We start from the raw sequence: 26356 nt of genomic DNA, 5'->3' as shown, positions 1-26356 counted from the left end.
GATGACCAGTTTGAGGTTTCGCCTAACCTTCTTACTGTTTCTACTGGACTGGGCAGGTTTATCGACTTTTTCTTGCAATGTTTTCACCAGATTCAGTCGTGTAAAGGCGACAAAGGCCACGACAAGAGGGTCGCGCAGCCTCGCAACTCTCACCACCATGGCTGAGGTATAGGTTGAGGCATACGCTCCGCATGTGGCGCGGCGCGTATACCAACAACAACCATACCTTTGCCAACCTGCTGGATGGGTTAGATTACATATGACGCCAAGCTAGCCTGGATAGGTTAAGTCCATAATTTTGTTCAGTTTAGTATCATAAAGAAACATCGGTGGTCGCACTCTTTACCCTTACCAGCAAGGCCAGCAGCGCCTCCACATCCGTATCTTGGGTTCGCCAAGACGATAGGCTGACTCGCATGGCGGGTCGTCCTTGCCAAACGGTGCCGCCGAACCAAGCCTCACCGGATTGCTGTACCGCGGTGCGCACCGCCACTGTCTGCACATCGGTCGTGCAGCGAAACAGCACCTGGTTGAGGGTGACCGCGTTAAGCACGTCAAAGCCTGTCTGCGCCAGGCCATCGCCAATGCGGCGCGCTTGCGCGCAGTGCTGCTCCACGAGCTTGGCAATGCCATCGCGTCCCAGGCTGCGCAACGCCGCCCATACCAGAATGCCGCGCGGCCGGCGCGAGAACTCAAGGGTGAGGTTCTTCTGCGCATCCACGCTGGCGCTGGAATAGGCCGCATCGCTGTTCATTGCCTCGGCCAGTGCCCCTACGTGGCGGCAGATGGTCATGGCGCAGTCATAGGGGGTGTTCAGCCATTTGTGGGCGTCGGTTGTCCAGCTATCAGCAAGCTCGATGCCCTGGGTCAGGCCGGCCAGTGACGAAGCTCGTGCCCAGAGGCCAAATGCGCCATCCACATGAACCCAGGCACCGGCCTTTTTGGCATGGGGTATGATCTGCTCGAACGGATCGAATGCGCCGGTATTCACCTCGCCAGCTTGGAGACAGAGAATGGTACGGTCATCAAGTGGCGGCACTAGGGTCGCATCGATTCGACCTTGGCCATCGACGGGGGCCTGGAGGATATGGTGCTTCCCAAAACCGAGCACTCGCAATGCCTTCTTGACCGTGATGTGGGTCAACTCGGAGATCACCACCCGGATCTCAGGCGCGCCGTTTAACCCCTGGTCATCCAGATTCCATCCAAGGCGTGCGAGTAACTCGCGTCGAGCGACGGCGAGCGCGGTCAAGGTGCAGGCCGTGGCGCTGGTGCCAAAACCGACGGCACTATCACGGGGTAGATCCAGTGCATCGAGTACCCAGCGGCTGGCCACGCGCTCCAGGGTGGCCGATACCGGTGAATTGTCGAATGTGGAAGCGCATTGATCCCAGGCTGATATCAGCCGTTCCGCCGCCGCTGCGGCGGGTAATGCCGCGCCTATGACAAAACCGAAGTAGCGCGGACCGTTGGACGCGGTCGTCGCGGGTGAACCGACCTCATCCAGCAGCGCCAGCGTGTCGTCGGCAGGCAAACCTTGTTCGGGCAACGGCTCGTCAAATGCCACCAAGGCTGCAATCGCTTCGTCCGAAGGAAACACCCGACGCTGACCATTGGTTTCGGTATAGCGAAGACCGCGCATATCGGCTTGGGCCAGTAATTCCATTTCGTTCATTTGAATATCCCTTTGTTTGTGTTTAAGGCCGAGCCACAGCCGTGGGCAGGGGCGGGCGCGTCACCCACCAGAACAACAGTGCCAACAGGCTGACCACTGTACCCAGCAGGCACACGCCCTGCCAGCCCGCATGTGCATAGGTTGCCGTGGTGGCGAGTGCGCCTAGCCCGCTGCCGATCGCGTAGAACAGCATATAGAGGCCGACCAGTCGGCTGTGGGCTTCGGGTCGAGTACGGAAAATCATGCTCTGATTGGTGACGTGCAGTGCCTGGCCGCCGAGATCGAGCAGCACTATGCCAATCACCAGAGCCCAAAGTGACCACTCCATCAGCGACAGCGGTAACCAGGCGAGCAGCAGCGACATCAATGCCAGCGCACTGGTGCGCTCGGCATACCCACGGTCAGCCCATGTCCCGGCGCGTGCGGCAGCCAGGGCACCGATTACACCGACCAAGCCAAAGGCGCCGATGGCGGTGTGGGAGAAGCCATAGGGTGGGGCACTTAGCGGCAGCACCAGCGCGCTCCAGAAGATGTTGAATGCAGCAAACATCAGCAGCGCGAGCACACCGCGCACCTGCAGCGTCTTTTCCTGCAAAAGCAGCATCAGCATGGAGTGGATAAGCCCTGTGTAACTCAGGGAGCCAGGCGTAGTGGCCGGGGTGGGGAGCCGGCGCCACAGCGGCAACGCAATAGCCAGCATCAGCATGGCGGCGCAGAGGTAAACACCGCGCCAGCCAGCCAGATCGCTGATGCCACCGGCAAACACACGGGCGAGCAGCAGACCGATAAACACGCCGCTCTGGGCTGCGCCGACGACCCGTCCTTGCTCATGGGGGGCGGCTGCGCTCGCCGCATAGGCGATGAGCCCCTGGGTCATCGCCGTACCCAGCAAGCCCACCGCGAGCATGCCTGCCAGCAGCGCCGTCGCAGACTGGGCCATGCTTACTGCCACCAGTGCACTCACCAGCGCCAGCAGCTGCATCCCCATGAGGTGGCGGCGATTCATTATGTCGCCGAGTGGCACCAGCAATAACAAGGCCAGCGCGCAACCGACCTGGGTGGCGGTGATCACGCCACCTACTGCGGCATAGCTGATCCCGAAATCCAGTGCCAGCGCATCCAGCAGGGGTTGAGCGTAATAGACGTTTGCCACGCAGAGGCCACTGGCGACGGCAAACAACCACACCAAGCTGCTTGGCATGCCTGCTGGCTTGAGCAGTGCGTCGCCTTGGTATGACGGTAAGGAAAGATTCGATTTCATGATCCCACATCCCTTTCAATCTAGTTGCAAAATAAGACTAGTTGAATGCTAGATGGTGTAGTTTTAAAATGCAACTGCGTATTTGCCAACATTAACCATCCAGGAGATCCCATGGCGACCCAGAAACCCATGAACGATGAACCTTGTCCCGTTGCGCGCTCACTCAATCTGATCGGCGATCGCTGGTCGTTACTCATAGTGCGCGATGCCTTCGATGGCATGCGCCGCTTTGGTGATTTTCAGCGGAGCTTGGGTGTTGCGCGCAACATCCTGTCCGATCGGCTGCGCAAACTGGTCGATGCGGGCATCCTTGCCATGCAGGACGCCTCAGACGGTACGGCTTATCAGGAATATGTGCTGACACCGCAGGGGGAAAGCTTGTTTCCCGTGATGGTGGCGCTGCGTCAATGGGGTGAAGATCATTTGTTCGAGCATGGCGAACGTTATTCGGTGCTGATTGATAAGCGCACCGGAGTACCAGTTCCGCGCATGATTCCATACGCAAGTGATGGTTCTGTGTTGCCGGCGGCGGCCACTGAAGTGCAAAAGGTAATATGAAACGATGCTCAAGGCATCGTTAGGGGAGGGATGTTCTTGGTGAATACGGGGGTTTTATAATGCAGGTATGGAATGAGCGTCCATTTTCTAAGGAATGAAAAAATGGGGTCAGTTTTAGTTAAAAGCAATCAAGGGATCATGACTCGAACTATGAAAGCGGTAGCAAAAAGTAACATACAGTCCATAAAAGGACTGGCACTGTCGATCTAGTGCTGCCAACTGGATGAGTGCGTAGATAAACTTTTGTCTCGGGCACTTACTTAATGATGATGAAGTAAATGCACTCAACACACCACCCGAAGTAAGCAACTAAGAGTATTTAATTTAACATAATATACATTATGCGCGGTGACGGGATAATCTATCGTGGCCACGCCATCGAGGAGCAACCGGTGCAGAACGTTATGCCGATAACCCCGTTTATCGGCGTCAGAGATAATGGAACACCCTGTTTGGCATTTTCGGGCGCTGAGGCGCCAACCAGCATCTGATTGTGAACGCCCCAACTGCCGGTTTTGCAGGGAAAGGATCGGCGCTTGCCCCACAGCAGCATGCCAAAGAAGTTGCGGCGGTCCCACCGACGTCACGACAATCGACATCAGCGAACCGCCTTATACTCGCCATGGCCTTCGGCCGCTCGTTTGCCTCGGGTGACTACCTGACTCAGTGCCAAGCCGGATTGGCCTTGTAAAGCTTCTGACCATACTCACGCAAGTTTTTGTAATTCAACATTTCAAAGATGCTGACAGGGCCAGATTGGGTGAAAGCCATGACCTGGAGACGTTCGAGCAATTGCAGCATGAACAGATACGAGTAATCCGGATCCAGCGACCCGAACACCTTGAAGTAACGAGGCTCGAACTGGGCAAAGTCAGGATGACACCGAAAAACTGGAGCATATATCTCCCAGGCTTTCTTGACGGGTTCAGGCGCATCGGCAAAGGCAAGCGGCAGATCAACCTGCTTGTGGCTGTCTCCAAGTTCTGGAACGACCGGCACGGTCGCCTCAGCCGGTTCAAGCTTGGTGGGGATCCTCTCAATCATGGAGTGATGCCACGCCAGATAGCGCACGGACAAGGCGGTGCGGCGCTCAATAGCCATGTGGCCTTGCTCCATCCGGTTGACGGTGTTCCTGGCTACGTCCAGCTCATCCGCCATGCGCTGTTGTGACCACCCCAGCACACGGCGAAAGTCCCTCAATTCCTCGGCGCTCAAGTTCAAGTTATCCATGCCCTACCCCTTTAAGGTGCAACATCATGTTGCATATATTGAGTATAGAATGACCGGATCGATATGCAACATCATGTTGCATATTCTTTTTGAATGTCCGTGTTTTGGCTACGGGCCGAGAGCAAAGCTACACAAGACGACTGTTTTGGTGGGAGTGTCCTCGGGGGACCGTGGTGCGCGGAGGCCAGCGGTGGAGCTGCTGGCGATCAGCGCACCTCGGGGCCTCCGGCCACTGGCAAAAGCAGTCGGCGGATACGCCAAGGGACGCTTTGGGGGACACGTCACACCTGGACGGGGTGAATAGCTACAAAGCCTTTTCCACTGCGTTGGATGCCGATGCGGTAATGCTATCCCGCTTGTTTGACGGCGTGGTGTTGCGCTCACGGATAAGCATGGTGACCTTGCCCTTGGTGATAACCAAGCCGTAGGTCTGCATGGCCACCGTCCAGCCGAGCTGGGTCAGGTCAGACGAACGCCACATCATGACGGAGTTGTCCTTGTCATCCCACACCTCGATCCATGCATCGAGCAACACACCATTGACGACCGTCTGGGACGTGAGCACAGGCTTGAACCCCTCAAGTGACTGGGTGAACAGATCATCCACCCTTGGCTTGGGCGGCGGTGCCGGTGTCGGCGTCCCCTGCCCTGGTGATGTTGGCCCAGATGCAACCTGTTGTTGCTCTGTCTGCTTGATAGCGTCGTCGGCCCCCACCTTTTCGCTCATGTTAAACAGGATATCGAGGCTGAAATACAAGCCGCCCAGGAACAGCAGCAGCGCAAGCGGCATCCCATATTTGAACTTAGCGGACTTGAATATGTTGGTCCGATCGTCTTGATAGGACCCCATTTCGTTGTCTTCACTGGTGGTGCTGGAGTAGCTGCCAAAATACTTGGGTTCATACAACTTGACCCCACCGGTGATCTTCTCGAAGTCGATGCGAGTACGCTGACCATCTGCCTTGAGGGAACCCATGTAGGAAGCCCAGGCGTAGCGCTTGGCCTGCCCCAGCGCGTCCAGCTTCTTGAAGACAAACTTCTTGTCTATCCGGTTACGCCACATGCTGTGAAGGTCGTTGAGGTTCTGCCCCATGAGCACAACATCAAGGCCACGGTGGCGGTGTTCGGTGACAAATTGGATGATCGGGTCGGGTAACTTCTGCCGACCAGACGGCCAAAAGTTCTGAGCCTCATCAATGATGACCAAGCTCTTGTCACGTACGTGCTCATAAATATTCAGCACCTGCTCGCGGGTGATCTGCTTGAGCCGTTCCTGACACTCCTCAAGCGTTATCTCGCACAGTTCGGCTATTTTTTCGAAGTTCAGACCCTCGATATAGGCATCAACCGTCCGGCCATCCTTGAGCCTCGGGATAATATGCGACACAAGCGCCTCATAGCTTTTTCCACTGCCCGGCAATCCCTCGTGAAATATCAGCATGTTACGTTTCCATTTAACATAATTAAATACGTCACGCGGTTACCACTGGAACAGCGTAGCGACCTTGCGCACCATCCGGAAGGCAACACCCATCGAGATAAACAGGAATGCTTGTGATATGCCTGACATATTCAGGAAATACACCACATCGCTCGGGATGTAATTGAACAAGTCTTGCAGTGAATATTGCAGGAAGTCTGGCATCGGGATGCTTGATATCACGAAGCGTATGGCCGTCAATATCTTCTCCAACGTGGTCAGGAGGATATCCTCGAACCATTGGAGCAACGACTGGCACAGGTGCAATATCCAGAGCACAAAGCTCTCAATCATATCCCTGAGCCAGTTCCTGAACGAATTAAGCAATTCCATGGCGCTATCCTTAGTCCAATATCGCAATTCTGAACGCGGCATAAAGGCCGAGCAGTTTCACGCACAGTGCAATAATTTCAAACAAACGCTGAAAGTCCGTATTACAGAACATATCGAACGTCAACGTGCCCCCCGTTCCCCCAAGGTCTGGCATTTCAAGGCTGAACGACGGGCATGTCCCTGGCCCCATATCGACCTCGAAGAAACCACTTATGCCAGCGAATAACGGAAGCGCATTCATTTCTGCAACGTGATGTTGCATCACGGTGTTGTAATTACGTGTTCCCCAGTCGTTGGGATGCGGGTTAACGTCACTGGGATCAACCTTGATATCGGTATCACCTGGAGGAAGTGATGGCCCCTCCTCCTCTCCATCCTCATTGCCTGCCTCAATAGCGTCCTTGATGCCGTCGAGCTTGGCACCGAGCTGTGCGTTACCATCCTTGATGGCATTGGCCGTCTGTATCTGGCCCATGCTGGCACCAGCATTGCCCTGTGAGGCCGAGAGCTGTGCCTCCTTGATGGAGGACTGGATATCCTTGCCGGTGTTCTGAATCACCTTGCCCAGGGCGGCGTTCTGCTCGGAGCTGGCCTTGATTTCGGCATTGCTGGCCTGCGCTATCTTGTCGACCACAGAGTTCAGATCTGCCGTGCCAGTCGAACCGGATACGGTGTTAGAGATAGCCCCACTGGCGGCGTTCTGGAGCTCGTTCTGCGCCCCGTTGGTGGCATCGGACGAAGTGGGCGGCTGAACATCACCGGACTGGTCTACGGTGTCAGTCTCACCATTGGTCTGCACAGGACAGTTCTCACCGGTGAACTTGATATCCCCCTGGAAGATGTTCGGTGTTTGACCCGAGCTGATAGATACCCCTGAAGGCTGTACAGAGCACTGCCCATAACATTGGATCTGAACCGAGCCAAACATCGACTGAAAATAGGAGACGTTTTCAAGGCTATTGCCGGAAATACCCTTGCAAATAGGACGGCAGAATTCCTTGCCGGTGATGGTGTTTGTTTCTTTGATTGAACCGATAAGGCATTGTATTGGCTTCTTTTCGCATACAGTCCCATTGCTGTTCACTATCGGGCCCATAGTGAAATCCGGCTTACCAGGAGGCGGGCAAGAATAAGGTGCTTCGGACATATTAATGTTTCGGAATTGCCCAACATAAACAAGCGCACCGCTTACCGGTTTACACATAATGTCTTGTTGGTTACTCGGGGGCGGGTTCAGGTTAGATGGGATGCAGACATAGGAAGGTTGCCCCCATTTGGCTTTCAAAATATCAGCACAAGCAGAGACCGTGACCTTGCTCCCTACCTGTACACTCATTTTATCCACACATTGACCGTATGAGGTCGGCTTGTATGCCGCAGTCCACTCAGCCGCACGGGCATAGTTGCCAACCGCAAGCGTGAGCATACCGAGCGCTATGGAGCCAAGCACGATATAGAGGAACCACTTAAATATTCTGAACGGGTTAACGCAATATATTACGGCGCAGAGCGTCTTCCTTATTATCCAGCGCACACTAATGGCGCGAATTATTTCCTGAAATGAGCGCATAAGCCAACACCAACCCTGTGATAAACATTATGGGAGCCCAAACCATGGCGTCCTCTCCAATAAAAAAGGGACGGCGTGAGCCGCCCCTTTGGGGTGCAACATGATGTTACTTGCCGCTGACCATGCTGACCGCTTTGCGCCAGCCCCAGACCACCACGCCAAGACCGGCCTTGCCCAGACCCGCCGCACCCACGAAGGTGGTGATCACGGCGACACCGGCCAGGAACATAGTGGTTACGGAGGCGAGGTCGATAGTGCCTTCACCAGCAGCGTTCGCAGCGCCAGCCGCCAGCAGCATGGAGGCGATGATGGTCAGCTTCTTCATGTTGATGATTTTCATGTGACTTTCCTTATCTCATTCCAATGATTGAACGGACACGAGCCCAGAGCCACGAGTGGTAATAGACCGTGATCACGCCCGTAAAGGCGGCGCCCATGAGCGCTACCAAAGTGCCATAGCCCACCGTTGCGGGATCCAACCATGCAACCATAGAGGCTATGTCTTGTTGCTCGACCAGGTAAGTGCCTTGGCACTGGTCTAGTGCCACATCAACGGCTTGCAGGAAGCCCTCGGCGGTTACCTGGACGCAGCGCATTCGTTACCCCTTCTTGGCGTTGTTAGGCAGAGCGAACAGGCGGAAGCCGTTGAACTGCTTGTGCTGGCCCTGAGCACCGGCGTAGGCGTTATCGACATATTCGAGCTGCAACGTGATGCGACTGCCGACCAGCTGCTTGAGCTCGACGTGCATGTTGCCTTTCACCTGGTCTTCACTCAGGCCGACCTCGATCACCGAGGTGGGCTTGGTGGTCATGAACTTGAAGGTGCCGACCTGAACGTCGGTGTCACCGCGCTTACGAGTGCTCAGTACGATGTCGTCGGCATCCATGATGTTTCCTACAATTTCCATTTTTCGCTTCTCCGGTTATTGGGTTTTGGTAAAGACAGGACAGTTAATGACACGGGTCCAAGCCGACGCCGTCCGGCTCGCACCCCAGAGGGGGCCCCGCGAGGCGGTCGGTGTCGGGATACAGCAGCCATACGCGCGACTGGTGGTCACAAATGGCCATCTGCTGCATCGCTTCATAGGCCTCGTACTCCATGAACTGGTAAACCTTCTCCTCGCGCAGCACATCGAACTGCTCGTTGATGCCGTCCATGGTCTTCTTGCAAGCGGCCTCCCACTTCACCTTCGAGGTGATAAGCCAGTCCTTGGCACGGGTCAGCAGGAAGACGTCACAGAACATCAGGCCCATGGCCCGCAGGGCGGCCTTGTCGCCGTACTGGGTGGTGCTCTTGCGCGGCTCGTGGTGCAGAACGCCGTCCTCATCGCAGAGCATCATCATGGCTTCGGGGATGCCGTACTGAACCTTCACGGTCTGATCATTGCGGCGCACCTGAACACCGCCCATGGCGTTGCAGAAGGCGGCCCAGTCACCCGCGTCGGCGGCTTTGCGGACGTTTTCGAGCGCAAAGTGCTGCTCGGGGGTCAGGTCTTGGAGCATCGGATTTTCCTGGTCGAGTTCGGTACGCAGACGGCGAAACTCGCGCCACGCGGTGACTGAGGGGCCGCCTATTTGCTGGAACTGGCGGATGCGGTTATCGGACTTCCACGCATCGACACGGGCCGCAGTATCAACGGCCTTGGCGCGTTTACCGGCCTCATGGTCTTTGCCCACTGCGAAGCCGTCGATGTTCTTGGCCACATACTTGGAGCAGTAGCCGCAGGCAGAGCCCTTGCGGGGGTCGATGAACACGACCTTGAAGCGATGTTGCTTGGCGCCCGGCTCATTGCCGGAGTCGAGCATCATGTAATGGCGGCAAATCTGGAGGTAGGTCTTGGCCTGCTGGGTGCTCATGAACAGCACCGCGTGCCAGTGTGGTGTACCGTCGTGATGTGGCTCGGCAAAGCGGAAGCCGTAAGGCTTGATGCCTGCCTCGTCAGCGCGCTTGCGGATGTTGTCCCAGCAGCCGACCAACCACGCTTGAGCGGCCCTGACGGTCGGGCGGCCAGCGTCGAGCCACTTCTGATTCGAGCTGCCATTACGATGAACGGAATGGAAACGGCTGGGGCACGTAAACGTCAGGAAGATTGCAACATGACGTTGCTCTTTGGCGCACTTCTCGAAGCCTGACAGGCGGGCCATCAGCTCGGCGCGGCGGTTGGTGCGATTACTGGTGCTGGCGTCAACGGCCTCTTTCATGCCTACGGAATCAAAAACATCCTCAGCATTGTGCGCAACAAGCGCTGACAGGGTTTCATCATTGCGAGCGAGCCGGTAAGCACGGCGAGCCACAGAGAGATCTGTTGTATATGCCGCCAATCTTGCACTGATAAGGGCATGTTCTCGTGCGGCATCGTATAAACGGCGAGCTGACACACCACGAACGCGGCGACGAACCCATGCCATATCGGCCCAGCGATTAAGGGTCGGATAGGGATCCTCTTCCTGCTGCTGGGTGACTGTATCCACAGGGTTAAGCCCGTAGTGATGAGCCAATACCACAACCAGCCGCAGAGCAACGACATGAGCTCTTGTAGCAACCAAGCTACCGGTATGCTCAGCGAATCGGCGGGCAAAGGTATCAACAGACTCGTCATCTGCAGAATAACGAAGCTCCCCAAGCTCACCATGGACAGACAAAGATTCGTCAAGGCGCCGTGCTGCCTCGTTAGCAGCCTGTACGCCCAGTAACGCATTACGCGATTGATAGACATGGGTGAACCATCCTACGCATGAGGGGTGACGGAGCACGACCCGCTCACGAAACTTGGCATCCTCGGCACTGCCGATGGGGAGCGCCGCGAACTTGTCGGCCATGGCTTCGGGAGAAAACGGGGCAGGATTGGTCCGGACTACTTCGGCCGGTGCGGCTACCTGGGCTTTCCACCACTTGGGTGCAACATCAAGTTGCACACCATTCTCGGCGGCGTAGTCCTCGCGCAGCATGGCCATGTAGGTCTGGGAGCTGCGCAACCGCATGTAGTAATCGTCTAACGAATGTTTTTCATCGTTTCCCACCACAGGAGCCAGCACACGACCCACGCTGTGCAGAACAGGTAAGGGTGATCCTGACCGAAGGCCAGAAGCCAGTTCAATTCGGGGGGCGGAGGTAGGACGTACATCGCGGGCCTCCTTGCGACCGGCGTAGCTGGAGGAGCGGATCATTTGGCGACACCCTTCTCAGCGGTCCAGCCGGTGAGGTCAACGGGCACACGGAAGTCAAACAGGGAGGAATCACGAACGCCGACCATCAGGCGGGATGCGTCTTGATGGCAACCACCACAGCCGCACATGTCACCACCACACGAACAAGATCCTTCGGTCTGGTGCAAGGCATCGGTGTACAGCTGAACGCGGAGGCAGTCTTGGCAGAGCACGTAGCGGATTTCGTCGTCGAGCTCAGGGTCGAGCTGAATATCGCCTTCCAGAATCATCAGGTCTGAACAGAGCGGGCAACCATCGCCACCACAGTGCTGGCAGACGTGATACACGGGAACCTCAACGGCCCCCTGCCCTATGCCCATAAATCCGTTTTCGCGACCCAGCAAAGCATCCATGACTGCCTCCGAAACCAAAAACTTACTTTCTAAGAAATCAGATATTGGGCGAATCTTGGCTTCTGATTTCTTAGAAGTCAAGAAATCTCAATTCTATGAATCAATTTTGTTAGAATTGGAGAGATAGTTCACAAGGAGTAAAACCATGCCGTCAAAGCACATCGACGACAGCACCTGGAGGAGGGTTGAGTCTGAAACCGTGAAAGCTGTCATAGCGACACGGACAAGCTTAAAGGACACAGAAATCCTTAAGCTGCTAATCCTGAAGGGTCTGGAGTGTATTAACGAAGATGATTACAGGCAGTACCTGAGGGAGAAAGGCCGGGATTAACAACATCCTGTTGCCGACCGACAATGCCCCGCATGGAACGCGGGGTTTTTGCTTTCTGGGGTACCGGTAGCGATTACCCTTCAACGCGCACAACACAGATTATGTTACGGGCACTCGGTCGTTGCGACGATGCCCGCCAGCGGGCCCACGTAGCGGCCTAGTCGTGTCCCCCTGCCCCTACGGGATGCTCGCAGCGGGAAAACCCTCAACATAATGCTGGACGACATTATGCGCGGTTAGGTCAGGCCCGGGGGTTGGCGCCATGAGTACAGCCATACCAAGGGCTAGCGCCGTACTGGTGCCCTTGGTGTACTTTGCCAAAGTGTCGTACCAAGCCTTTTTCAACTCAGGATCAGTGGCTCTCACTGCAGCCATGCTTATCAGCACTTCACTGACGTCTAGCCCAATTTCCTCAGCCAGTTTTTTTGCAGTCTCATCAGTGAGTTGCGACTTTCCTTTGTTCACTGCAGAAATGTAAGAGCTGGTAAATCCTAGGTCGGCGGCGACTTCCTGAAACTGGCTGTACTTTTTGGCCCTCATGTAGGCCTCAATCAGTGTTTTAGAGTCCATGTTTCTGTCTCCTGAGTAGTTCGACAATCGGCCCATCATACTCATTTTGGTGAAAAAGGCCTTGTATCAATTCAACCGATCAAATGATTGAATGCAATCAACAAACCATTTGATTGCGTGAACCATGACCCACTCTAGCCCACAACACACCGATTTGCCTGCGCTCCTGGAGCGCAAGGTCTATTGGCAGGATGAGCCCACGGGCGACATGTCCGCATGTGTGGCGGGTCAGGTTGAGATGTTCCGCGACCTGCATGAGCTGCGGATCTACCTGTCCATGACGTACCCCGACACCGCCTTTGAGCTGGTCGAGGTGACTGAGGAGACATGGCAAGGCTTCTATGACCAGGGAGTGTTTTTCGATGACTGGTCATAGCTCCGTAATGCCGATAAATGGGGTTATCGGCGATAAAACCCTGATCGACTATCTGTCCTTTACCTGGGCACCGGATGAATTGCGCCGGATGACCGACTTGGCCAAGCAAGGTGCCTTGCTCAAGGCCATCCCGCGCTTTGATACCCAGGTGCTCGGCATCAAGGCAGCCTTTGCTGCGCCGGCTGTCGCGGATCTGCGTTATCTGTGGAAGCGCCCCGCCTCCTTCGCTCCCCTCTCCCGCTTTGAGCAAGAAACCCAGCGGTTACGGGATAAGGTCTATCCCAAGCCAGAGGCTCGCCCTGTGGCGCCGGTGCTCACCCCTTCCATGACTCAGATGATGGAAGCTGCCCTGCACTCCGACTACAAATCCCGTGCCGACATGCGCAAAGAGCTGAAAGCGGTCTGCTCTGCCCTCCTCGACTTCTCCGAATTCGAGGTGGTGCCTGATGCCAAATATTGGCACGCCTATAACGACATCATCGACAGCTACGGTGTCCAGTTTCTGGATGCCCTTTGCTGCGCTGAGATCGATCTCTGGCTGGAGGAGCTGAATCACCAGATTGGGGTGCCTATCCCCTCCCCTCGGTTCAGCAAACGGGATCGCCGCTCCGGCTTGCACGGTTACGCCCATTCTGCCGACTTGCTGTGTGATGACCTGCCCTGTGGCCTTATCGGTTGGGGTGCGGCTAACCATGGCTGCATGGTGAGTTTTTCTGGCGCGGGTTGTGCGGCCCTGGATTTCAAAGCGCTGCACAATGTTATCTCTCACGTCCCTGGCATTCGCATTACTCGGGTCGATTTGGCCCTGGACGATTACCAGGGCAAAACCATCAGCTACCTCAATGCTGTCGAGGCGGCCGAGTCCGGCCAGTTCCACCCACAACGGGGCAATGCCCCTTGCTGGATGGCTATCCAGTCCGGTGAGTTCGTCCCCTCTGAGGTCGCCAAGGGCATCGTCAAGCGTTACGGCCTCAAGCCTTCCAAGGGCTGCTCCTTCTACGTGGGCAGCCGTATCAATGGCAAGTGCGCGCGCATCTATGAGAAAGGTAAACAGATGCAGTCGGCAGACTTCCCTGATTGGGTACGGGCCGAAGGCGAGTTGCACAATAAAGACCGGATCATTCCCCTGGATGTGCTGCTGAATCCAGATCCCTATTTCGCGGGCATGTATCCGCAATTTGCCAAGTGGCTGGAACAAATCGCCCAGGTAGAAAGTGAACCAATTCGGATCACCACCTTTAAGAACCGCTTTAAAACCTCACGGGATAATGCGGTGTTCAATATGTCGAGAATGGCGGGCCGCCTTGTCAATTGGTTAGCGAATATTGAGGGGCTATCCCCTGACAAGATCGTTAACCAATTAACAGCGCACCTGGAACCGTTGGATATTCCAGCGCGGTTAACGATGCCGCTTCCGCCTGATGTGGGCGAGCTGCCTGTATTTATGACCTAACGAAGGTTCTTCAACGAGGAAATATCAATGTCTATTCTGTCCGGTGTTCTGGTCACTCGCGTGACTCATGGTTATGGCGTATCCCGTAAATCTGGCTCTCCGGTGCCTTATGATTTCGCCCAGGTGGAATATCTGGCTCCGGCCAATAACGTCAACAAGCCCGAATGCAATATCACCTCCTGGGGCTATGAGGTTCGCCAATTAGCGCTGCGCAATGACGCGGCCACTATTAAAGAGCTGTCCGACTGCCCGAAATTGGTGGCGGTGGATCTCGTCCTGGAAGCGGATCCCAGTAATCCGACCCGCAACGTGGTAGTGGCCTTCCAGGCAACCAAGAAGCCTCTCTAATTCGCCGCGCTGAGGAGGAGGAGCGAGGGCGCGCAGCGACCGACGACGATAGCGTGGAAAAACCATGATCTGCATGGATATAACCGCTGAGGGATATATCAGACTCGCTCAGCCGGATAACTGTCAATATGTGCTCCTGACTGTCCAGGAGCATTCCAAACTCACCGATATATCCAACTGGTTTCAGTTCGATATGACGGAAGTAGGAATAGCCTTTAGCTCTGGCATTGTTATATGGGCTCTGGGTTTAAAAGTGGGCGCAATTGCCCGATTAATCGTAGGTGCAAAAAGAGGATAAACGAAAATGCAAAATTATTTCCGTAATGGCTGTATCGGTGTTGCCTGTTCCCTGGCTGCGGTGGGCGCGAATGCTGCTGAGGGGGGTGCTGCCGCCGCTGCTGCTGCCGCTCTGGATGCGGCTAAATCCGATGTGGATATGACTGCTCCCAAGGTGATGATGGTCGTCGCCTCCGTGGTGGGCTGCGTTATCCTCCTCGGACTTATCCGCAAGGCCTAAGCCATGTCCCTGCTCATCGGGACGCTGTGGTTTTTGTTCTTTGTCGAAGGCTACAGATCATCGTTTTCGATATGACACAAGGCGGCTCCGGTCGCCTTTTTTATTGGGGGTCGTGTGAGAGTTCTTTATTTGCTGCTCCTGGTGCCGCTGAACGCGCTGGCGAGCTGTCCAATGGGCCTTCAGCTGTCTAATGTGCCGATAAGTGTTGAGCTGCCGTTTTGCGTTAAATGGGATTCATCCAGCCTGGGCGGTTGTGCTGTGGCTTGCCCGGATGTGTGTGTCGAGATCCCTGGGGCGGGCACCAAGGGCCCCATCCAGACAACGGGAAGTGAGTGCAAGCTCGGTGGCAGTGAAGGTGGCGGTGAAGGAGAAGGTGGTGGTGAAACGCCTAATCCTGGTAATGGGGGATTCAGCACTTCGCCCAAGCTTGTCGGCGAAATGAATATTGGCGGCAGTAATATTACAAATATTGCTTCTGGCTTTAATTCCTTGCTAAATGAATCTTGGTGGATAAAGTCTGGTATTGGCGATATTAGGAATAATTCCTACAGCTTAACTACTCATGCCATATCCATCCAGGAAAACACGGATAAGATGGCGTTTCACTTAAAGTTTCTTTCAGATAAAGCGATAGAGTCGTCGGATAAGCTGGATAATAACTTCAAGTCGATATTGGATGCACTTAATTCAGGCGGTTCGGGCTCTCCTGGTGACGGGGATTCAAAAATATATAATGAATTAAGCCAGTTTCACCAGGACATGTTTGGGCCTAACTTTGCTGAATATAATCAAGGCGCCACTATGTATGGCAAATTGAGCAGCGTGGGTTACGATATTCAGTCGATGGGTGGCCGGATTCATGAAATGGCCAGTGATGTGCACAACCTTTATACCTATGTAATGCCCGATTTGAGGAATAACAGCATCGAAATGAACCGTAATATTCGTAGTATTGCCGAAGCTATAAATAATGGCGGTATTGGCGGCGGTGGTGATGGTGGTTCATCTGGTGGCGGCTTGGGGCAGGCGTATTGGGACAATAAATTCGGCGAAGCGTTTGGGCGTTTAGATAGGGATTATTTTGGTGGCACTCAAAACATCGACAGATCAACCAGCTCTATGGCGCAGAATATGGCTGCGATGACGTCCCAGCTTGGTCTGAACGGTGTGAATGGCCATCTGATTGATATCAAAGAGGCGCTTAAATCTGGCGGCTCTTCTGGTGGCGAAGGCGGCGGGGATATTGATTACTCCAAAATGCCAGGTGCGGCAGGTAATCCATTACAGGTGGCGGGTGCTGAGTATGAATCCGGCTTGTGCCAGGAAGGCGATAATTGTGCCTTCGACCTGGGCAATATAAATAAACAGTATGATGATAAAAAAGAGGAGCTTAAAGATAAATACAAGGCGATAAAGGATGATATTGCCGAGATATTCAAATTCGATTTGAGCGGTTCAGGTTCGGTGCCCAAGTGCTTCGAGCTGTATTCACTATTCGGTAAATCCTATTCGGTGTGTCCATCGGTGGGCGGCTATTGGGAAGCGTTAGCGGCCATCATGATGTTCGTATTTTACTTTCTCGCATTGATGATTGTTGCCAGGAGATAAATCATGGAGTGGTTAGGCGATTTGTTTAGCGGGTTATTCAATGACATTTATAACCTTGCTGTCCAGGTAACCGCCTGGTTTGCGGTCAAGCTGGCGATCCAGTGGGTTGAGTTCAAGTTGTTTATGCTGATGTTTTCCTGGGACGTTGCCAGGGAAATCCTGATTAACCTGCAATTCAGCGACTTGATCTCGCAGTCCTTTAATAACCTGCCGAACGATGTGCGAGACATATTGCTGTATCTGCACCTGGACAAAGGCTTGTCGGTAATTACTCAGGCGTTTGTGACCCGCCTCTTGCTCAATATTATGGGGTGGTGATCCATGTCCATTAAAATCCACCATGGCGCCCCTGGTTCTTATAAGTCCTCCGGCGCCATTCATACCGATGTGATCCCGGCTATCAAGGCAGGTCGCTTTATCGTTACCAACGTGCGGGGCTTCTCGGTGGAGCGTTGCCGTGAGGTGCTCGGTAAGGAGGTACCAGATAGCTTTGAGGTGCTCTATATCGAGACAGAATCCCAGGAAGGCCGCGACCGTCTGGCGCGGTTCTACCACTGGGCACCCAAGGGGGCTTTCTTCCTGGTCGATGAAGTGCAGCGGGTATTTCCGCCTGCCTGGCGCCAAAGCGATTTGGATGCGCTCGCCTTTCCTGGTGGGCCGGATAAAGCCAAGGAAGAAGGCCGACCGGAGACCATTGAGGTGGCCTTTGATATGCACCGTCACCATAACTGGGACTTTGTATTAACGACTCCGAACATCAAAAAGGTGCACCAGGTAATCCGCGCAGCTGCCGAGACGGCCATTCGTCACACCAATATGGCGGTGTTGGGGATTGGTGGCCGTTATAAGACCGTGCTTCACCTCTCTGATAACTCCGGCAGCTCTATTTCCGATGTGCTGCAGGCCAAGCCATTCAACAAGGTGCCTAAATATGTTTTCAAGCTTTATGACTCGACTACAACCGGTAAAGTCTCAGATACAATCGCAGGCAGCTCGGTACTGCGAGATCCTAAAGTTCTCTTTATTCTGGCGGTATGGGGACTCTGTTTATACTTTGGCTTCATCAAGCCTGAATATGTTGATACGCCTGCTAAGGCCTCTGCGCCCTCTCCTACCGCTGCTCCGACTCCTGGGGCGGTGGGTGCTCCGCCCACTGCTGATGTACGTCCTGGCGGCGCTCCTGCTTCGTCTGCTGATGGCGTCCTTGCTGTAGGGCCCTTCGCTGGCTATCGCCTCATCATCAACTGCCATGTGCTGACTAAGAGCGATCGAGACGTCTACAACGTTGAATACTGCTTTGCGCTGCGCAAGGGAGACGACGAACAGGCCATCTATGCCGAGGAATGGCCGCAATACTTCGTCGATGTGAAGGCCATGACGGCTTGCCATGCGGTGATCCAGTACCAGGGGCAGCCAGTGGACATCTATTGCGACCCTGACGGGGATGCCCTGCGCAAACGGGTCAATGCTGCCCTCTTCGCGGGTAGGGATAGCAAGAGTGAGCCATCCGATGACCGGACATAAAAATATTGATGCTCGGGTATATAAACATGACCGCGACATGGCATTTTTTATGTTAAATACAGAGGTTTTAGGATGAATATTGCGCTGGGTGTTATCGCTGTGTGCCTGGATATCGCTATTTTGGTCTACCTCGGGATGAACCCTGACTATTCCGCCGAGGTTCGTTGGGCCTGCTTTGCCCTGGTTGCGCTGTTCTCGCTGCCTCCCCTACTCTGGCTCTTTGGGGGCTACCTCATGGAGCTAGAGGCTAAGTGGCGGCACCACTGCCGCGCTAAACGCCGCGCTCGTGCTGTTCGTCTCAAGGGCGGGCACTGATACTTGAATGGTGCTCCATATGGGTTATGTTTATGCATCCATCCAAGTAGGGATTAACGAGGTAAAAATGGGGCACCCAATTAAGTGGTTTACCGTAAAGGTTATTCATACAGACCGTGTACCGTTCGAGCTGTTTGGTGATCTAGAAAAGGGAAGCCTCTATATATCTGCTGGAGGACGGCTCTGTGGGCCAAGTGCAGCAACATACCTCAAGAGTGAAAGCCTGGCGGAAGCTTATGCTACAGCGTTGACCCTTCGTAGAAAAAAGACCGACCCTCATTTTGAGGCTCGAGTGTGTGGTGTCGAATCGTCTAATGAACGGCTTCGAGACTACATTGTCAGGGATTCTCTAAAAGTAAGTGAAAAACTGGCTCGTTGGAGTGTTGTGGTTTGATGTTAAGGGGCGTTAGCCCCTATAAGCCGCCCTCTGCTGCTGATTAAGCCTCCAGGCGTCTCGCGGCGAAACATGCTTATCTTTCCCTAAGCCTGGGGCCACCCCCCTTCCCTGCGAAACCCCTCTTTAATGCCCCAGTCAGAGTGCCCAGCCGAAGGCTATGGGGCATGGTCAGCGTCTGCCTTGGCCTCCTGTCGAAGACAAGCAGCACTCACCGTGCCAGCTGGTTTGGGCCCCCCGTGTAGTAATACGGGGGGAATTCTACCCTCTCGGAACCCTCCGGTCTTGATGCCTTTGGGTGGGAGGCGTACGCCTTCTACTATCCAGATAGCTATAGTCTTTATTGTTTTTTTGTTACATACGGGTTGAATCGCTAGCATTTGCCACCATATCCACCTGGAGCATGTCGCTCATCTATGGGGGATTTATGTTGAAATTCAGCATTGGTGATGTAGTTCGATTGAAAAGTGGCGGGCCATTAATGACCATTACAGAGACGTTTACTAATGGTAAGTGCTGCTGTACTTGGTTCAAAGAATTGCAAGATGTTTCTAGCATCTTTGTGCAAGAGTCTTTGTATTCGCTGGCTGAGGTAGAACAACAGAAACAGGATGTGATTAACAAGACCGCGATGGCAGCGGTTGGTCGTTGATTCATCTATTAGAAGAAGGGGGATTAACCCCCTTCCGTCAGTTAAGGCCTAGTTTTTTCCTCCAATAGAACGCTTCCCTCTGCTTCTCTGACAGCTCGGCCTGGATGATGGCCAGCGCCTCGATCCTCCTCCTGTCGAACATGACGCCATTCGGTGCGATCAGGCAGTCATTCTTCATCCGCCATCCCTGCCATTCCTTGAAAATCGTGGGCAGCTCCCGCCCGGATGCCATACGCATAAGCCGTTTATAGACAGGTGGGATCTCTTTACCCTTATCCCAATATGTGACCTGCCTCACAGAAACGAAACATAGATTTGCCGTCTCCTCTTCCGATAAACCGCATTCAAACCAACGAAAAATGAAGTTTTTGGTCAACTCTCGTTCCATCCAAGTAAATACCTGATAAACCAGCAAAATTGCGTGGGCTGGCTTATCGGCAGGTTTCAGATGGGCATTTAACTAAACGCGACATTATGCTCGGTTTTGTGAAGTTGATATTGAAAGCTCTCATGGCCACCAGCTCGTGGCATATAGCGCTACCCAAGCTTGATGCTTGGTGAGACGCCTTCTTATTCATGCAGATGATCCAAGGGTTTATGGCTGGCGCTCTCGTGGCGTTCACTGTGACCGGTGTGCAGATACTTGGAGGTGGTGTCGATGCTGTCGTGGCCCGCATCGGCCTGCACGTGGGACAACGGTCGACCATTCAAGTTGATGTCGTGGGTGATGCCGGTATGGCGAATGGAGTGCGGTGTCAGGCTACGCATCTCGGCCGCGTCCTGGGTAAAGCCATCCTGTTCGGCCAGCTCGGCTGCCTGCTCAAGCACCGCCATCACCAGATCCCGTAGCTGGCGAATGCCGAGGTTAGCATTGAGCTCACCTTGCTCCCGGCCGTGGGCTGCCGCCTTGTGGCGCACAAACAGCGGCGTCTGTTCGTTGGGTGCCGGTAACGGCGAGAGCCCCAGGAAGTTGCGGTAGCGCTGCAAGGCATCGAGCAAGGCCTGGGAAACGGCGACGGTGCGCCGTTTGCCACCCTTGCTGCGGGGAATGTAATAGCCCCAGACGCCGGTCTTGCCGTCGCGACGGAACTGACCCATGATGGGACTGAACCCAGGCCTGGCCGCCACCTCGGAGATACGCAGATAACAGGCATACATGAGGCAGATGAGAAAACGGCTGCGCTCGTGCTGGGCCGGGTTCTCGCTGGCGAGCTGTTCGGCGGCCTGCATCACATAGGACCACTGCAACTCGGTAAAGGACTGGGCCTGCTCATCGGTTTCCTGCTGAGCAGACTGCTTGACCCTTTGCAGCAGCAGCGCAGGGTTGCGATCCATGTACTCTTCCTGCACGAGGAACTGAAAGAAGGCCGACAAGATGGCTATCTTGGTCTTCATCGCGGGCTCGCTCAGCCGGTATGGCAGCTCGCGGCCCAGCTCCCGTTTGCCGAGAAACGGCCGCCACTGCGGGTTGGGCAACCGCTCGCCCCACTCCTTGTCTTGCACGAACTGGGCAACATTTCGGTAGGCGATCAGTTCCTGTGGTGGTGACTGGCAGTAATCCAGATAGCGCATCATGATGCGCCTGGTGAGATCCTTGGGGCTGATGGCCAGCTCGGCGAAGCACCAGTGCAGGAAGGTCGTCAGCTCGCTGCGATAGGTCTTGTAGTTGTTCTCACTGTGACGCTGCTCCAGCAGCCAGTCGACGGCCAGTTCATAGACGAGGCCAGCGTCGGGTACCTGCGTCAGGCTGAGGTTGGCGAGATACTGATTGACCAGAGGGTTACCCGCCTCCAGATGAGCAAGGCTATCGAACAGCGGCATGGCAGGTGGCAGTGGCAGTGGAAGTGGCAGTGGCAAAGGGGTCATGGTGATGCTTGTGGTCAGGTTGTTGGGGTCGAAATCTGGGTTTGCTCAAGACTGATGCCGATAAATGGGGTTATCGGCATCAAAGGTATCCAGACTGCCTGGGCAGGTATCGCAGCCATGGTTCGAGATGTCGTCGAGTGGATGGCAAGCCTTACTATTCACTGGGTATGCACGTTGGTTAGAAAATTCTCGGGGTAAATACCAACAAATTCGAATGCGCATTCACATTTGTTGCATGGGGAGACTGATGCATTAGCCTGTCTATTCCATGCCGCTCCCGCCCTGCTCTCTTTATTCAGGCTACGCTTTTGAGGGATTTTCCCTTGGGTTTATCGGCACTGACATCGTCAATATTCTCTTCCTTTGGGCTGGGGCCCTGCCCTTTACCGCCTTTTAGCACGCTTTGCAGCAGATCACGCTGCTCTGCCAGGTAGAATGCCAGGCTCTCTTGCTGCTCGGCAGTCAGTTCGACCGGTGCCCCGGCCAGCAAGGTCATCAACTCATCGGCGGTGTCCAGCAACTTGTCATAGGCATCGGCCTCTTTCTTGCTGGTAAAGATCATCTTCTCCACTCCCCCACGCACCACAACATACTTGATCTCAACGGCCATAATGGCGTCCTCCTCATGATAGTAAGCGCAATTATATGTACGGATATACAGTATTGCAAATAACCACGCCGATGGATGACAAGGCGCGCCATCTAGCCGATCCAGGCGCTGATTGAACATAATGGGCGGCACATGGCGAGATCCTGACCTTGCCCCTCCCCTTGCCATTATATGAGCGGCCCTTTTTCTCGACCAGAGGGTGTGCAGGCAAGACAGATGGCGGGTTTTAGGGTAAATTTTATCAATTCCTTCAACAGGTTGAATCGTATGTCGGATCCCCATTCCGTGATCGTCTGCCCGGCTTGCGACTTGCTGATCGAACGCAAGTTATTGCCATTGCGCCGTCACGCCCATTGCCCTCGCTGTCATCAGCATCTCTATGGCCGCTACGCCTTTCGTCCCTCCCAGTTGATGGCACTGACCATCACCGGGTTCCTGTTGCTACCGTCCGCCTTCTTCGAGCCACTCATCTACCTGCGCCTGGCCGGGGTCAATTCAGACGCCAACTTGCTCAAAGGCATCATGGTGCTGCTTGGCGAGAATGAGTTTTGGGTGGCCGGGCTGGTGCTCTGGTGCGCCGCCCTGGCACCGACGGGCTTGCTGGTCGGCATCTTCGCCCTCGCCTCCGGTCTGGCCAAACGCTGGCATATCCTGGCGCCCACCCTCAAGGCGGTGGAGGTGTTTCGTCACTGGGCCATGCTGGAGGTTTATATCGTCAGCCTGCTGGTCGCTCTGTTCAAGCTCATCGACATCGCGGATGTGCGCTTGGGCGGCGGCTTGCTGAGCCTCGGGATCCTGATGTTGCTCAACATGACGCTGTTGATCCTGTTTGATCCGGCGCCCTATTGGGAGCGCGTTGCGCTGCAAACACCGTCACAGGAGCCGGCTCATGAACCTGACCAGCGCCCGTGAACTGGGGCTCTGCCGCTGCCACACCTGCGGCCTGTTGGTGCGCTATCAGCCCAAGATGAGTTGCCCCCGTTGCCACAGCCATTTGCAGATGCGGATCCCCCGCTCCCTTGCCTGGTCATGGGGCCTGCTGGCGCTGGCGACCTTCATGTTGCTGCCCGCCAACCTCTTGCCCATCACCCATTTCTACAACAAGGGATTATTGCAGTCCGACACCATTTTCAGCGGTATCATGGCGCTCTATCGCAGCAAGATGTCTGGCATCGCCACTATTGTGCTGACCGCGAGCATCGTCGTGCCCATCGGCAAGATCCTGGGGCTGAGCTGGATCTGCTGGCAGCTGCAACGAGCCAAGCCGGTGCGGCGCAAGCGCCAGCTCATCATGTACCGCATCATCGATTTCATCGGGCGCTGGTCCATGCTGGACCTGTTCGTCATCTCGCTCATGGTGGCGCTGGTGGATCGCGGCGTCCTGCTCAACGTGCGGGCAGGCCCCGGGGCCACCGCCTTCGCCGGCGTGGTGGTGCTGACCATGATGTCGGCCAGAATGCTGGATACCCGCCTGTTGTGGGACAAGGCGTCCCGCTAGTGCAGCTTTTCATCTGTATCGTATATGCCGTCAAACACAGTCACATTAAGGAGTCGGTATGATCGGGGCTGAACCCGTCATTGAGAAACATCGCTGGTTATCCCCAGTCTGGTTATTGCCCGTCATCGCCTTGTTGCTGGCGGGTGGCTTTCTCTACCAGCAGTGGACCAGCAGCGGTCAGCTCATTCGCATCAACTTTGCCCAGGGCAACGGTATCTTGCCGGGCAAGACTCAGCTGCGTTATCAGGGGGTGGCCATCGGGGTGGTACAGGAGCTGGAGCTGGCCGAGGATGGCCGCAAGATAGCCGTGCTGGCCAAGGTCGACAGCCGCGCTCGCCCGCTCATCCGCAAGGGCTCCGACTTCTGGCTGGTGAGCCCCAAGGCGTCACTGACCGAGATCTCCGGTCTCGATACCCTGGTGTCCGGCAACTACATCAACCTGCAGCCCGGCCGGGACAACAACCCGCTGGAAGATGAGTTCGATGCCCTCGACGGCCCTCCCCCCGGTTATCAGGCCCAGGGCCGCACCCTGCATTTGACCGCCGATTCGCTGGGCTCCGTTGGGATCGGTGCCAAGATCTATTTCCGCGGGCTGGAGGTGGGTAGCGTCATCAATACCCGGCTCGGGGAAGAGAACCAGAATGTGATCCTGGATCTGGTGATCGAGCCGCGCTTTGAAAACCTCATCAAGACCGATACCCGTTTCTGGAACATCAGCGGCATCAAGGGCTCCTTCAGTCTCAGCGGCGTCAAGGTGGAAGCAGGCAGCCTCACCTCCATACTGAGCGGCGGCATAGCGTTTGACTCCCCCAAGGAGTCTGATGTGGCGCAGAAGGGCCAGACCTTCGTCCTCTACAAGGGCTTGGCCGAGGCGGCCCGTGGGGAGCGCATCCAGATCCAGGCCGGCAGTCTGCCCATCAAGGAAGGGATGCCCATCCTGTTTGAGGGCATCGAGATCGGTCGTATCGACCCCATCCGCCTGACTGAAAAGGGCCGGGTCGTCACCGCGCTGATAAACCCGGAACAGGCGTTTCGGGTGACCGGCAAGAGCCGCCTCGTCTGGGAAACCGTCTCCCTCTCCCCGACCGGCCTCAAGCACGCGGATCGCCTGCTGGCGGGCCCCGCCATCCGGCTGGATTATGTGGCAGGCGATCGGGTCAGTGCCATGACCCTCGAGAGTCAGGCACAAACCGCCGGCATCAAGATCAGTTTGCAGGCAGACGATCTCGCTGGCCTGAGCGAAGAGGCGCCAGTCTGGTTCAAGGGGCTGCAAATTGGTCAGGTCGGCCCGCTGACGCTGGATGCGACCGGCAATGCCAGGGTCGAGCTCAGCGTCAATGAGGCGTATCGCCACCTGCTGAATCGGGCCCGCTTCTACCGCGCCTCTCCCCTGCAGATCGATGCGAGCCTCGCGGGCATCAAGGTCGATACCAGCCCGGCCAGCGCCTGGCTCGGTGGCGGCGTCAAGCTCATACAGGCGCCGGCGGGCGAGCGGATCGACAGGCTCTATCCCAGCCAGGAGCTGGCACTGCTCGGTACGCGCAATGCCAAGCCCCAACGCTGGCTGCTGCGCGCCGAACAGGCCGACGGGGTCGGGATCGGCTCACCCGTGCTCTATCTGGGGCTCGAGGCTGGCAGGGTCAAGGCATTGAAGGCCGATGCCAAGGGAGTCGAGATAGAACTTGAGATCGATGCCATCTATGCCCCCCTGCTCAAGCAGCAACCCCAGTTCTGGAAGAAGGCGGCCATCGACGGCAAGGTGCGGCTGGATGGCGTGCAGGTCAAGGTGGGCAACCTCGCCACCCTGCTGCGCGGCGCCATCGAGTTCGACCGCCTCGGCACCGGTCGCAGCAGTCATCAGCTGTTTGACAGCAAGGAGCAGGCCAGAACCCAGGTGCGCACTCTGACGCTGACCGCCGACAACAACCCGGGGCTCGGGGTGGGCAGCCCCATCCGTTATCGCGGCGTAGACATCGGCAAGGTTGAGCAGGTAGAACTGGACCCCGCCCTCGGTCAGGTCAGCTTCAAGGCAGAGCTGGACAAGCAGTATGCCGATCGCTTCTTGCAGTCCGGCGCCCGCTTCACCCTGGTGCAGGCCAAGCTGGGGCTGGGGGGCGTGTCTCATCTCGATACCCTGATCAAGGGGGTCTTCATCGAGGCAAGCCCAGGCCAGGGTGCGAGTAAGGAGCGTTTCCCCCTGAGTCAGAGCGGCCCCATCGGGCTGGCGCTGACCTTGAAGAGCCCCTCGGTCAGCGGGATCAGCGTCGGGAGCCCCTTGCTGTTTCGCAAGCTGGTGGTCGGCAGCGTCACCCAGATCGCACTGGCCCGCGATGGCAGCGAGGTGTTGATCGACGTGAGTGTCGACAAGCAATACGCCCACCTGGTGCGGGCCAACAGCCGCTTCTGGAATGTCTCCGGCGTCAAGGCCGACATAGGCCTGACCGGCGGTACAATAGAGGTGGAAACCGTACAGAGCCTGCTAGCCGGCGGCATCGCCTTCAACACCCCGGAGCGGGAGATGGGCCCCACTGTTAAATCGGGCCACAGCTATCCCCTCTATGGCAAGGCGGAGAAGGATTGGCTGGAGTGGAGTCCCCGCATCCAGCCCTGAGTCAGCTGATGCATAT

Annotated in this window: 29 protein-coding genes; 15 read left to right on the top strand and 14 right to left on the bottom strand. The window is 55.8% G+C overall.

The genetic code is table 11. The features are described 5' to 3' along the window. Positions 1-313: 313 nt before the first annotated feature. Both BN1137_RS02355 and BN1137_RS02350 read right to left on the bottom strand, forming a co-directional pair. On the bottom strand, positions 314-1675 hold the full coding sequence (locus BN1137_RS02355) for a pyridoxal phosphate-dependent decarboxylase family protein (protein WP_050717060.1): 1362 nt from the start codon (positions 1673-1675) through the stop codon (positions 314-316). Between the two features lie 22 nt (positions 1676-1697). Next, on the bottom strand, positions 1698-2936 hold the full coding sequence (locus BN1137_RS02350) for an MFS transporter (RefSeq protein ID WP_050717059.1): 1239 nt from the start codon (positions 2934-2936) through the stop codon (positions 1698-1700). 111 nt (positions 2937-3047) lie between these two features. Here BN1137_RS02350 and BN1137_RS02345 point away from each other — a divergent pair, with 111 nt between their 5' ends. Continuing rightward, complete coding sequence (locus tag BN1137_RS02345) at positions 3048-3494, top strand: winged helix-turn-helix transcriptional regulator (protein WP_050717058.1); 447 nt, start codon at positions 3048-3050, stop codon at positions 3492-3494. A 663-nt stretch (positions 3495-4157) separates the two neighbouring features. Here BN1137_RS02345 and BN1137_RS02340 read toward each other — a convergent pair. The 8 genes from BN1137_RS02340 to BN1137_RS02290 form a co-directional block, all read right to left on the bottom strand. Then, positions 4158-4724 carry a helix-turn-helix transcriptional regulator gene (locus tag BN1137_RS02340; RefSeq protein ID WP_050717057.1) on the bottom strand — a complete coding sequence of 189 codons (567 nt, stop codon included), beginning with the start codon at positions 4722-4724 and terminating at the stop codon, positions 4158-4160. A 304-nt stretch (positions 4725-5028) separates the two neighbouring features. Next, entirely contained in the window at positions 5029-6165 is a 1137-nt protein-coding gene (locus tag BN1137_RS02335; RefSeq protein ID WP_050717056.1) for a zonular occludens toxin family protein, read from the bottom strand. 39 nt (positions 6166-6204) lie between these two features. Next, on the bottom strand, positions 6205-6537 hold the full coding sequence (locus tag BN1137_RS02330) for a DUF2523 family protein (RefSeq protein ID WP_050717055.1): 333 nt from the start codon (positions 6535-6537) through the stop codon (positions 6205-6207). A 10-nt stretch (positions 6538-6547) separates the two neighbouring features. Beyond that, positions 6548-8107 carry a hypothetical protein gene (locus BN1137_RS02325; RefSeq protein ID WP_050717054.1) on the bottom strand — a complete coding sequence of 520 codons (1560 nt, stop codon included), beginning with the start codon at positions 8105-8107 and terminating at the stop codon, positions 6548-6550. Between the two features lie 106 nt (positions 8108-8213). Beyond that, positions 8214-8447, bottom strand: a complete 234-nt coding sequence (locus BN1137_RS02320) for a hypothetical protein (protein ID WP_050717053.1) — start codon at positions 8445-8447, stop codon at positions 8214-8216. 259 nt (positions 8448-8706) lie between these two features. Beyond that, positions 8707-9015: a hypothetical protein gene (locus tag BN1137_RS02310; RefSeq protein ID WP_157433593.1), complete on the bottom strand. Its 309-nt coding sequence runs from the start codon at positions 9013-9015 to the stop codon at positions 8707-8709. Positions 9016-9058: 43 nt separating this feature from the next. Next, a complete protein-coding gene (locus BN1137_RS21755; protein ID WP_083443337.1) occupies positions 9059-11275 on the bottom strand; it encodes a replication endonuclease in 2217 nt (738 codons plus the stop codon). Then, positions 11272-11748 (bottom strand): hypothetical protein, encoded by a 477-nt coding sequence (locus BN1137_RS02290; RefSeq protein ID WP_050717047.1) that lies wholly within the window; start codon positions 11746-11748, stop codon positions 11272-11274. Before BN1137_RS02290 ends, BN1137_RS21755 begins: the two co-directional genes overlap by 4 nt. A gap of 64 nt (positions 11749-11812) precedes the next feature. Between BN1137_RS02290 and BN1137_RS22675 the strand changes: the two genes are divergently transcribed. Then, positions 11813-11998 carry a hypothetical protein gene (locus tag BN1137_RS22675; protein WP_050717046.1) on the top strand — a complete coding sequence of 62 codons (186 nt, stop codon included), beginning with the start codon at positions 11813-11815 and terminating at the stop codon, positions 11996-11998. A gap of 177 nt (positions 11999-12175) precedes the next feature. Here the strand turns inward: BN1137_RS22675 and BN1137_RS02280 are convergent, their stop codons facing one another. Then, positions 12176-12568 carry a helix-turn-helix domain-containing protein gene (locus tag BN1137_RS02280; protein ID WP_050717045.1) on the bottom strand — a complete coding sequence of 131 codons (393 nt, stop codon included), beginning with the start codon at positions 12566-12568 and terminating at the stop codon, positions 12176-12178. Between the two features lie 124 nt (positions 12569-12692). Between BN1137_RS02280 and BN1137_RS02275 the strand changes: the two genes are divergently transcribed. The 10 genes from BN1137_RS02275 (at position 12693) to BN1137_RS02230 (ending at position 19755) form a co-directional block, all read left to right on the top strand. Next, entirely contained in the window at positions 12693-12944 is a 252-nt protein-coding gene (locus tag BN1137_RS02275) for a hypothetical protein (RefSeq protein WP_050717044.1), read from the top strand. After that, complete coding sequence (locus tag BN1137_RS02270; RefSeq protein ID WP_050717043.1) at positions 12931-14397, top strand: replication initiation factor domain-containing protein; 1467 nt, start codon at positions 12931-12933, stop codon at positions 14395-14397. Before BN1137_RS02275 ends, BN1137_RS02270 begins: the two co-directional genes overlap by 14 nt. A gap of 27 nt (positions 14398-14424) precedes the next feature. Beyond that, the gene (locus BN1137_RS02265; protein ID WP_042653776.1) at positions 14425-14745 is read left to right on the top strand and encodes a hypothetical protein; all 321 of its coding nucleotides are present in this window, start codon (positions 14425-14427) and stop codon (positions 14743-14745) included. Between the two features lie 304 nt (positions 14746-15049). Next, positions 15050-15262, top strand: coding sequence for a hypothetical protein (locus BN1137_RS02255; RefSeq protein ID WP_050717041.1), 213 nt, complete (start codon positions 15050-15052; stop codon positions 15260-15262). A gap of 114 nt (positions 15263-15376) precedes the next feature. Next, entirely contained in the window at positions 15377-16870 is a 1494-nt protein-coding gene (locus BN1137_RS02250; protein WP_198150579.1) for a hypothetical protein, read from the top strand. Positions 16871-16873: 3 nt separating this feature from the next. After that, positions 16874-17188, top strand: a complete 315-nt coding sequence (locus BN1137_RS02245; protein WP_050717039.1) for a DUF2523 family protein — start codon at positions 16874-16876, stop codon at positions 17186-17188. 3 nt (positions 17189-17191) lie between these two features. Then, positions 17192-18394: a zonular occludens toxin family protein gene (locus tag BN1137_RS02240; RefSeq protein WP_083443336.1), complete on the top strand. Its 1203-nt coding sequence runs from the start codon at positions 17192-17194 to the stop codon at positions 18392-18394. 72 nt (positions 18395-18466) lie between these two features. After that, on the top strand, positions 18467-18709 hold the full coding sequence (locus BN1137_RS02235) for a hypothetical protein (protein WP_050717038.1): 243 nt from the start codon (positions 18467-18469) through the stop codon (positions 18707-18709). 19 nt (positions 18710-18728) lie between these two features. After that, positions 18729-19103, top strand: a complete 375-nt coding sequence (locus tag BN1137_RS22245; RefSeq protein ID WP_157433591.1) for a hypothetical protein — start codon at positions 18729-18731, stop codon at positions 19101-19103. A 427-nt stretch (positions 19104-19530) separates the two neighbouring features. Continuing rightward, positions 19531-19755: a YodC family protein gene (locus tag BN1137_RS02230; protein WP_157433590.1), complete on the top strand. Its 225-nt coding sequence runs from the start codon at positions 19531-19533 to the stop codon at positions 19753-19755. A 37-nt stretch (positions 19756-19792) separates the two neighbouring features. Here BN1137_RS02230 and BN1137_RS02225 read toward each other — a convergent pair whose 3' ends face one another. The 3 genes from BN1137_RS02225 to BN1137_RS02215 form a co-directional block, all read right to left on the bottom strand. Next, positions 19793-20143: a DUF3653 domain-containing protein gene (locus BN1137_RS02225; protein ID WP_050717036.1), complete on the bottom strand. Its 351-nt coding sequence runs from the start codon at positions 20141-20143 to the stop codon at positions 19793-19795. A gap of 182 nt (positions 20144-20325) precedes the next feature. Next, the gene (locus BN1137_RS02220; RefSeq protein ID WP_050717035.1) at positions 20326-21576 is read right to left on the bottom strand and encodes a tyrosine-type recombinase/integrase; all 1251 of its coding nucleotides are present in this window, start codon (positions 21574-21576) and stop codon (positions 20326-20328) included. A 340-nt stretch (positions 21577-21916) separates the two neighbouring features. Then, entirely contained in the window at positions 21917-22231 is a 315-nt protein-coding gene (locus BN1137_RS02215) for a YebG family protein (RefSeq protein WP_050717034.1), read from the bottom strand. Between the two features lie 267 nt (positions 22232-22498). Between BN1137_RS02215 and BN1137_RS02210 the strand changes: the two genes are divergently transcribed. The 3 genes from BN1137_RS02210 to BN1137_RS02200 are packed head-to-tail and all read left to right on the top strand — an operon-like array spanning position 22499 to position 26340. Then, complete coding sequence (locus tag BN1137_RS02210) at positions 22499-23143, top strand: paraquat-inducible protein A (RefSeq protein ID WP_050717033.1); 645 nt, start codon at positions 22499-22501, stop codon at positions 23141-23143. Further along, positions 23121-23729 carry a paraquat-inducible protein A gene (locus BN1137_RS02205; RefSeq protein ID WP_050717032.1) on the top strand — a complete coding sequence of 203 codons (609 nt, stop codon included), beginning with the start codon at positions 23121-23123 and terminating at the stop codon, positions 23727-23729. The genes BN1137_RS02210 and BN1137_RS02205 overlap by 23 nt, the downstream gene beginning before the upstream one ends. Positions 23730-23787: 58 nt before the next feature. After that, entirely contained in the window at positions 23788-26340 is a 2553-nt protein-coding gene (locus BN1137_RS02200) for an MlaD family protein (protein WP_050717031.1), read from the top strand. Positions 26341-26356: the final 16 nt, after the last annotated feature.

Source organism: Aeromonas tecta (assembly GCF_000820185.1).
In the GTDB taxonomy this organism is placed as follows: domain Bacteria; phylum Pseudomonadota; class Gammaproteobacteria; order Enterobacterales; family Aeromonadaceae; genus Aeromonas; species Aeromonas tecta.
Note: the sequence above shows the minus strand (reverse complement) of the source record. Positions and strands in the feature narration are given on the sequence as shown.

Bases quoted from the DNA above. Each gene is read 5' to 3' on its own strand.
- BN1137_RS02255 (WP_050717041.1), top strand. From the start codon at position 15,050: ATGCAAAATTATTTCCGTAATGGCTGTATCGGTGTTGCCTGTTCCCTG.
- BN1137_RS02280 (WP_050717045.1), bottom strand. From the start codon at position 12,568: ATGGACTCTAAAACACTGATTGAGGCCTACATGAGGGCCAAAAAGTAC.
- BN1137_RS02320 (WP_050717053.1), bottom strand. From the start codon at position 8,447: ATGAAAATCATCAACATGAAGAAGCTGACCATCATCGCCTCCATGCTG.
- BN1137_RS22675 (WP_050717046.1), top strand. From the start codon at position 11,813: ATGCCGTCAAAGCACATCGACGACAGCACCTGGAGGAGGGTTGAGTCT.
- BN1137_RS02335 (WP_050717056.1), bottom strand. From the start codon at position 6,165: ATGCTGATATTTCACGAGGGATTGCCGGGCAGTGGAAAAAGCTATGAG.
- BN1137_RS02240 (WP_083443336.1), top strand. From the start codon at position 17,192: ATGTCCATTAAAATCCACCATGGCGCCCCTGGTTCTTATAAGTCCTCC.
- BN1137_RS02340 (WP_050717057.1), bottom strand. From the start codon at position 4,724: ATGGATAACTTGAACTTGAGCGCCGAGGAATTGAGGGACTTTCGCCGT.
- BN1137_RS22245 (WP_157433591.1), top strand. From the start codon at position 18,729: ATGGGTTATGTTTATGCATCCATCCAAGTAGGGATTAACGAGGTAAAA.
- BN1137_RS02210 (WP_050717033.1), top strand. From the start codon at position 22,499: ATGTCGGATCCCCATTCCGTGATCGTCTGCCCGGCTTGCGACTTGCTG.
- BN1137_RS02205 (WP_050717032.1), top strand. From the start codon at position 23,121: ATGAACCTGACCAGCGCCCGTGAACTGGGGCTCTGCCGCTGCCACACC.
- BN1137_RS02275 (WP_050717044.1), top strand. From the start codon at position 12,693: ATGACCCACTCTAGCCCACAACACACCGATTTGCCTGCGCTCCTGGAG.
- BN1137_RS02355 (WP_050717060.1), bottom strand. From the start codon at position 1,675: ATGAACGAAATGGAATTACTGGCCCAAGCCGATATGCGCGGTCTTCGC.
- BN1137_RS02215 (WP_050717034.1), bottom strand. From the start codon at position 22,231: ATGGCCGTTGAGATCAAGTATGTTGTGGTGCGTGGGGGAGTGGAGAAG.
- BN1137_RS02235 (WP_050717038.1), top strand. From the start codon at position 18,467: ATGAATATTGCGCTGGGTGTTATCGCTGTGTGCCTGGATATCGCTATT.
- BN1137_RS02310 (WP_157433593.1), bottom strand. From the start codon at position 9,015: ATGGAAATTGTAGGAAACATCATGGATGCCGACGACATCGTACTGAGC.
- BN1137_RS21755 (WP_083443337.1), bottom strand. From the start codon at position 11,275: ATGATCCGCTCCTCCAGCTACGCCGGTCGCAAGGAGGCCCGCGATGTA.
- BN1137_RS02325 (WP_050717054.1), bottom strand. From the start codon at position 8,107: ATGCGCTCATTTCAGGAAATAATTCGCGCCATTAGTGTGCGCTGGATA.
- BN1137_RS02330 (WP_050717055.1), bottom strand. From the start codon at position 6,537: ATGGAATTGCTTAATTCGTTCAGGAACTGGCTCAGGGATATGATTGAG.
- BN1137_RS02200 (WP_050717031.1), top strand. From the start codon at position 23,788: ATGATCGGGGCTGAACCCGTCATTGAGAAACATCGCTGGTTATCCCCA.
- BN1137_RS02270 (WP_050717043.1), top strand. From the start codon at position 12,931: ATGACTGGTCATAGCTCCGTAATGCCGATAAATGGGGTTATCGGCGAT.
- BN1137_RS02225 (WP_050717036.1), bottom strand. From the start codon at position 20,143: ATGGAACGAGAGTTGACCAAAAACTTCATTTTTCGTTGGTTTGAATGC.
- BN1137_RS02220 (WP_050717035.1), bottom strand. From the start codon at position 21,576: ATGCCGCTGTTCGATAGCCTTGCTCATCTGGAGGCGGGTAACCCTCTG.
- BN1137_RS02345 (WP_050717058.1), top strand. From the start codon at position 3,048: ATGGCGACCCAGAAACCCATGAACGATGAACCTTGTCCCGTTGCGCGC.
- BN1137_RS02265 (WP_042653776.1), top strand. From the start codon at position 14,425: ATGTCTATTCTGTCCGGTGTTCTGGTCACTCGCGTGACTCATGGTTAT.
- BN1137_RS02350 (WP_050717059.1), bottom strand. From the start codon at position 2,936: ATGAAATCGAATCTTTCCTTACCGTCATACCAAGGCGACGCACTGCTC.
- BN1137_RS02230 (WP_157433590.1), top strand. From the start codon at position 19,531: ATGTTGAAATTCAGCATTGGTGATGTAGTTCGATTGAAAAGTGGCGGG.
- BN1137_RS02245 (WP_050717039.1), top strand. From the start codon at position 16,874: ATGGAGTGGTTAGGCGATTTGTTTAGCGGGTTATTCAATGACATTTAT.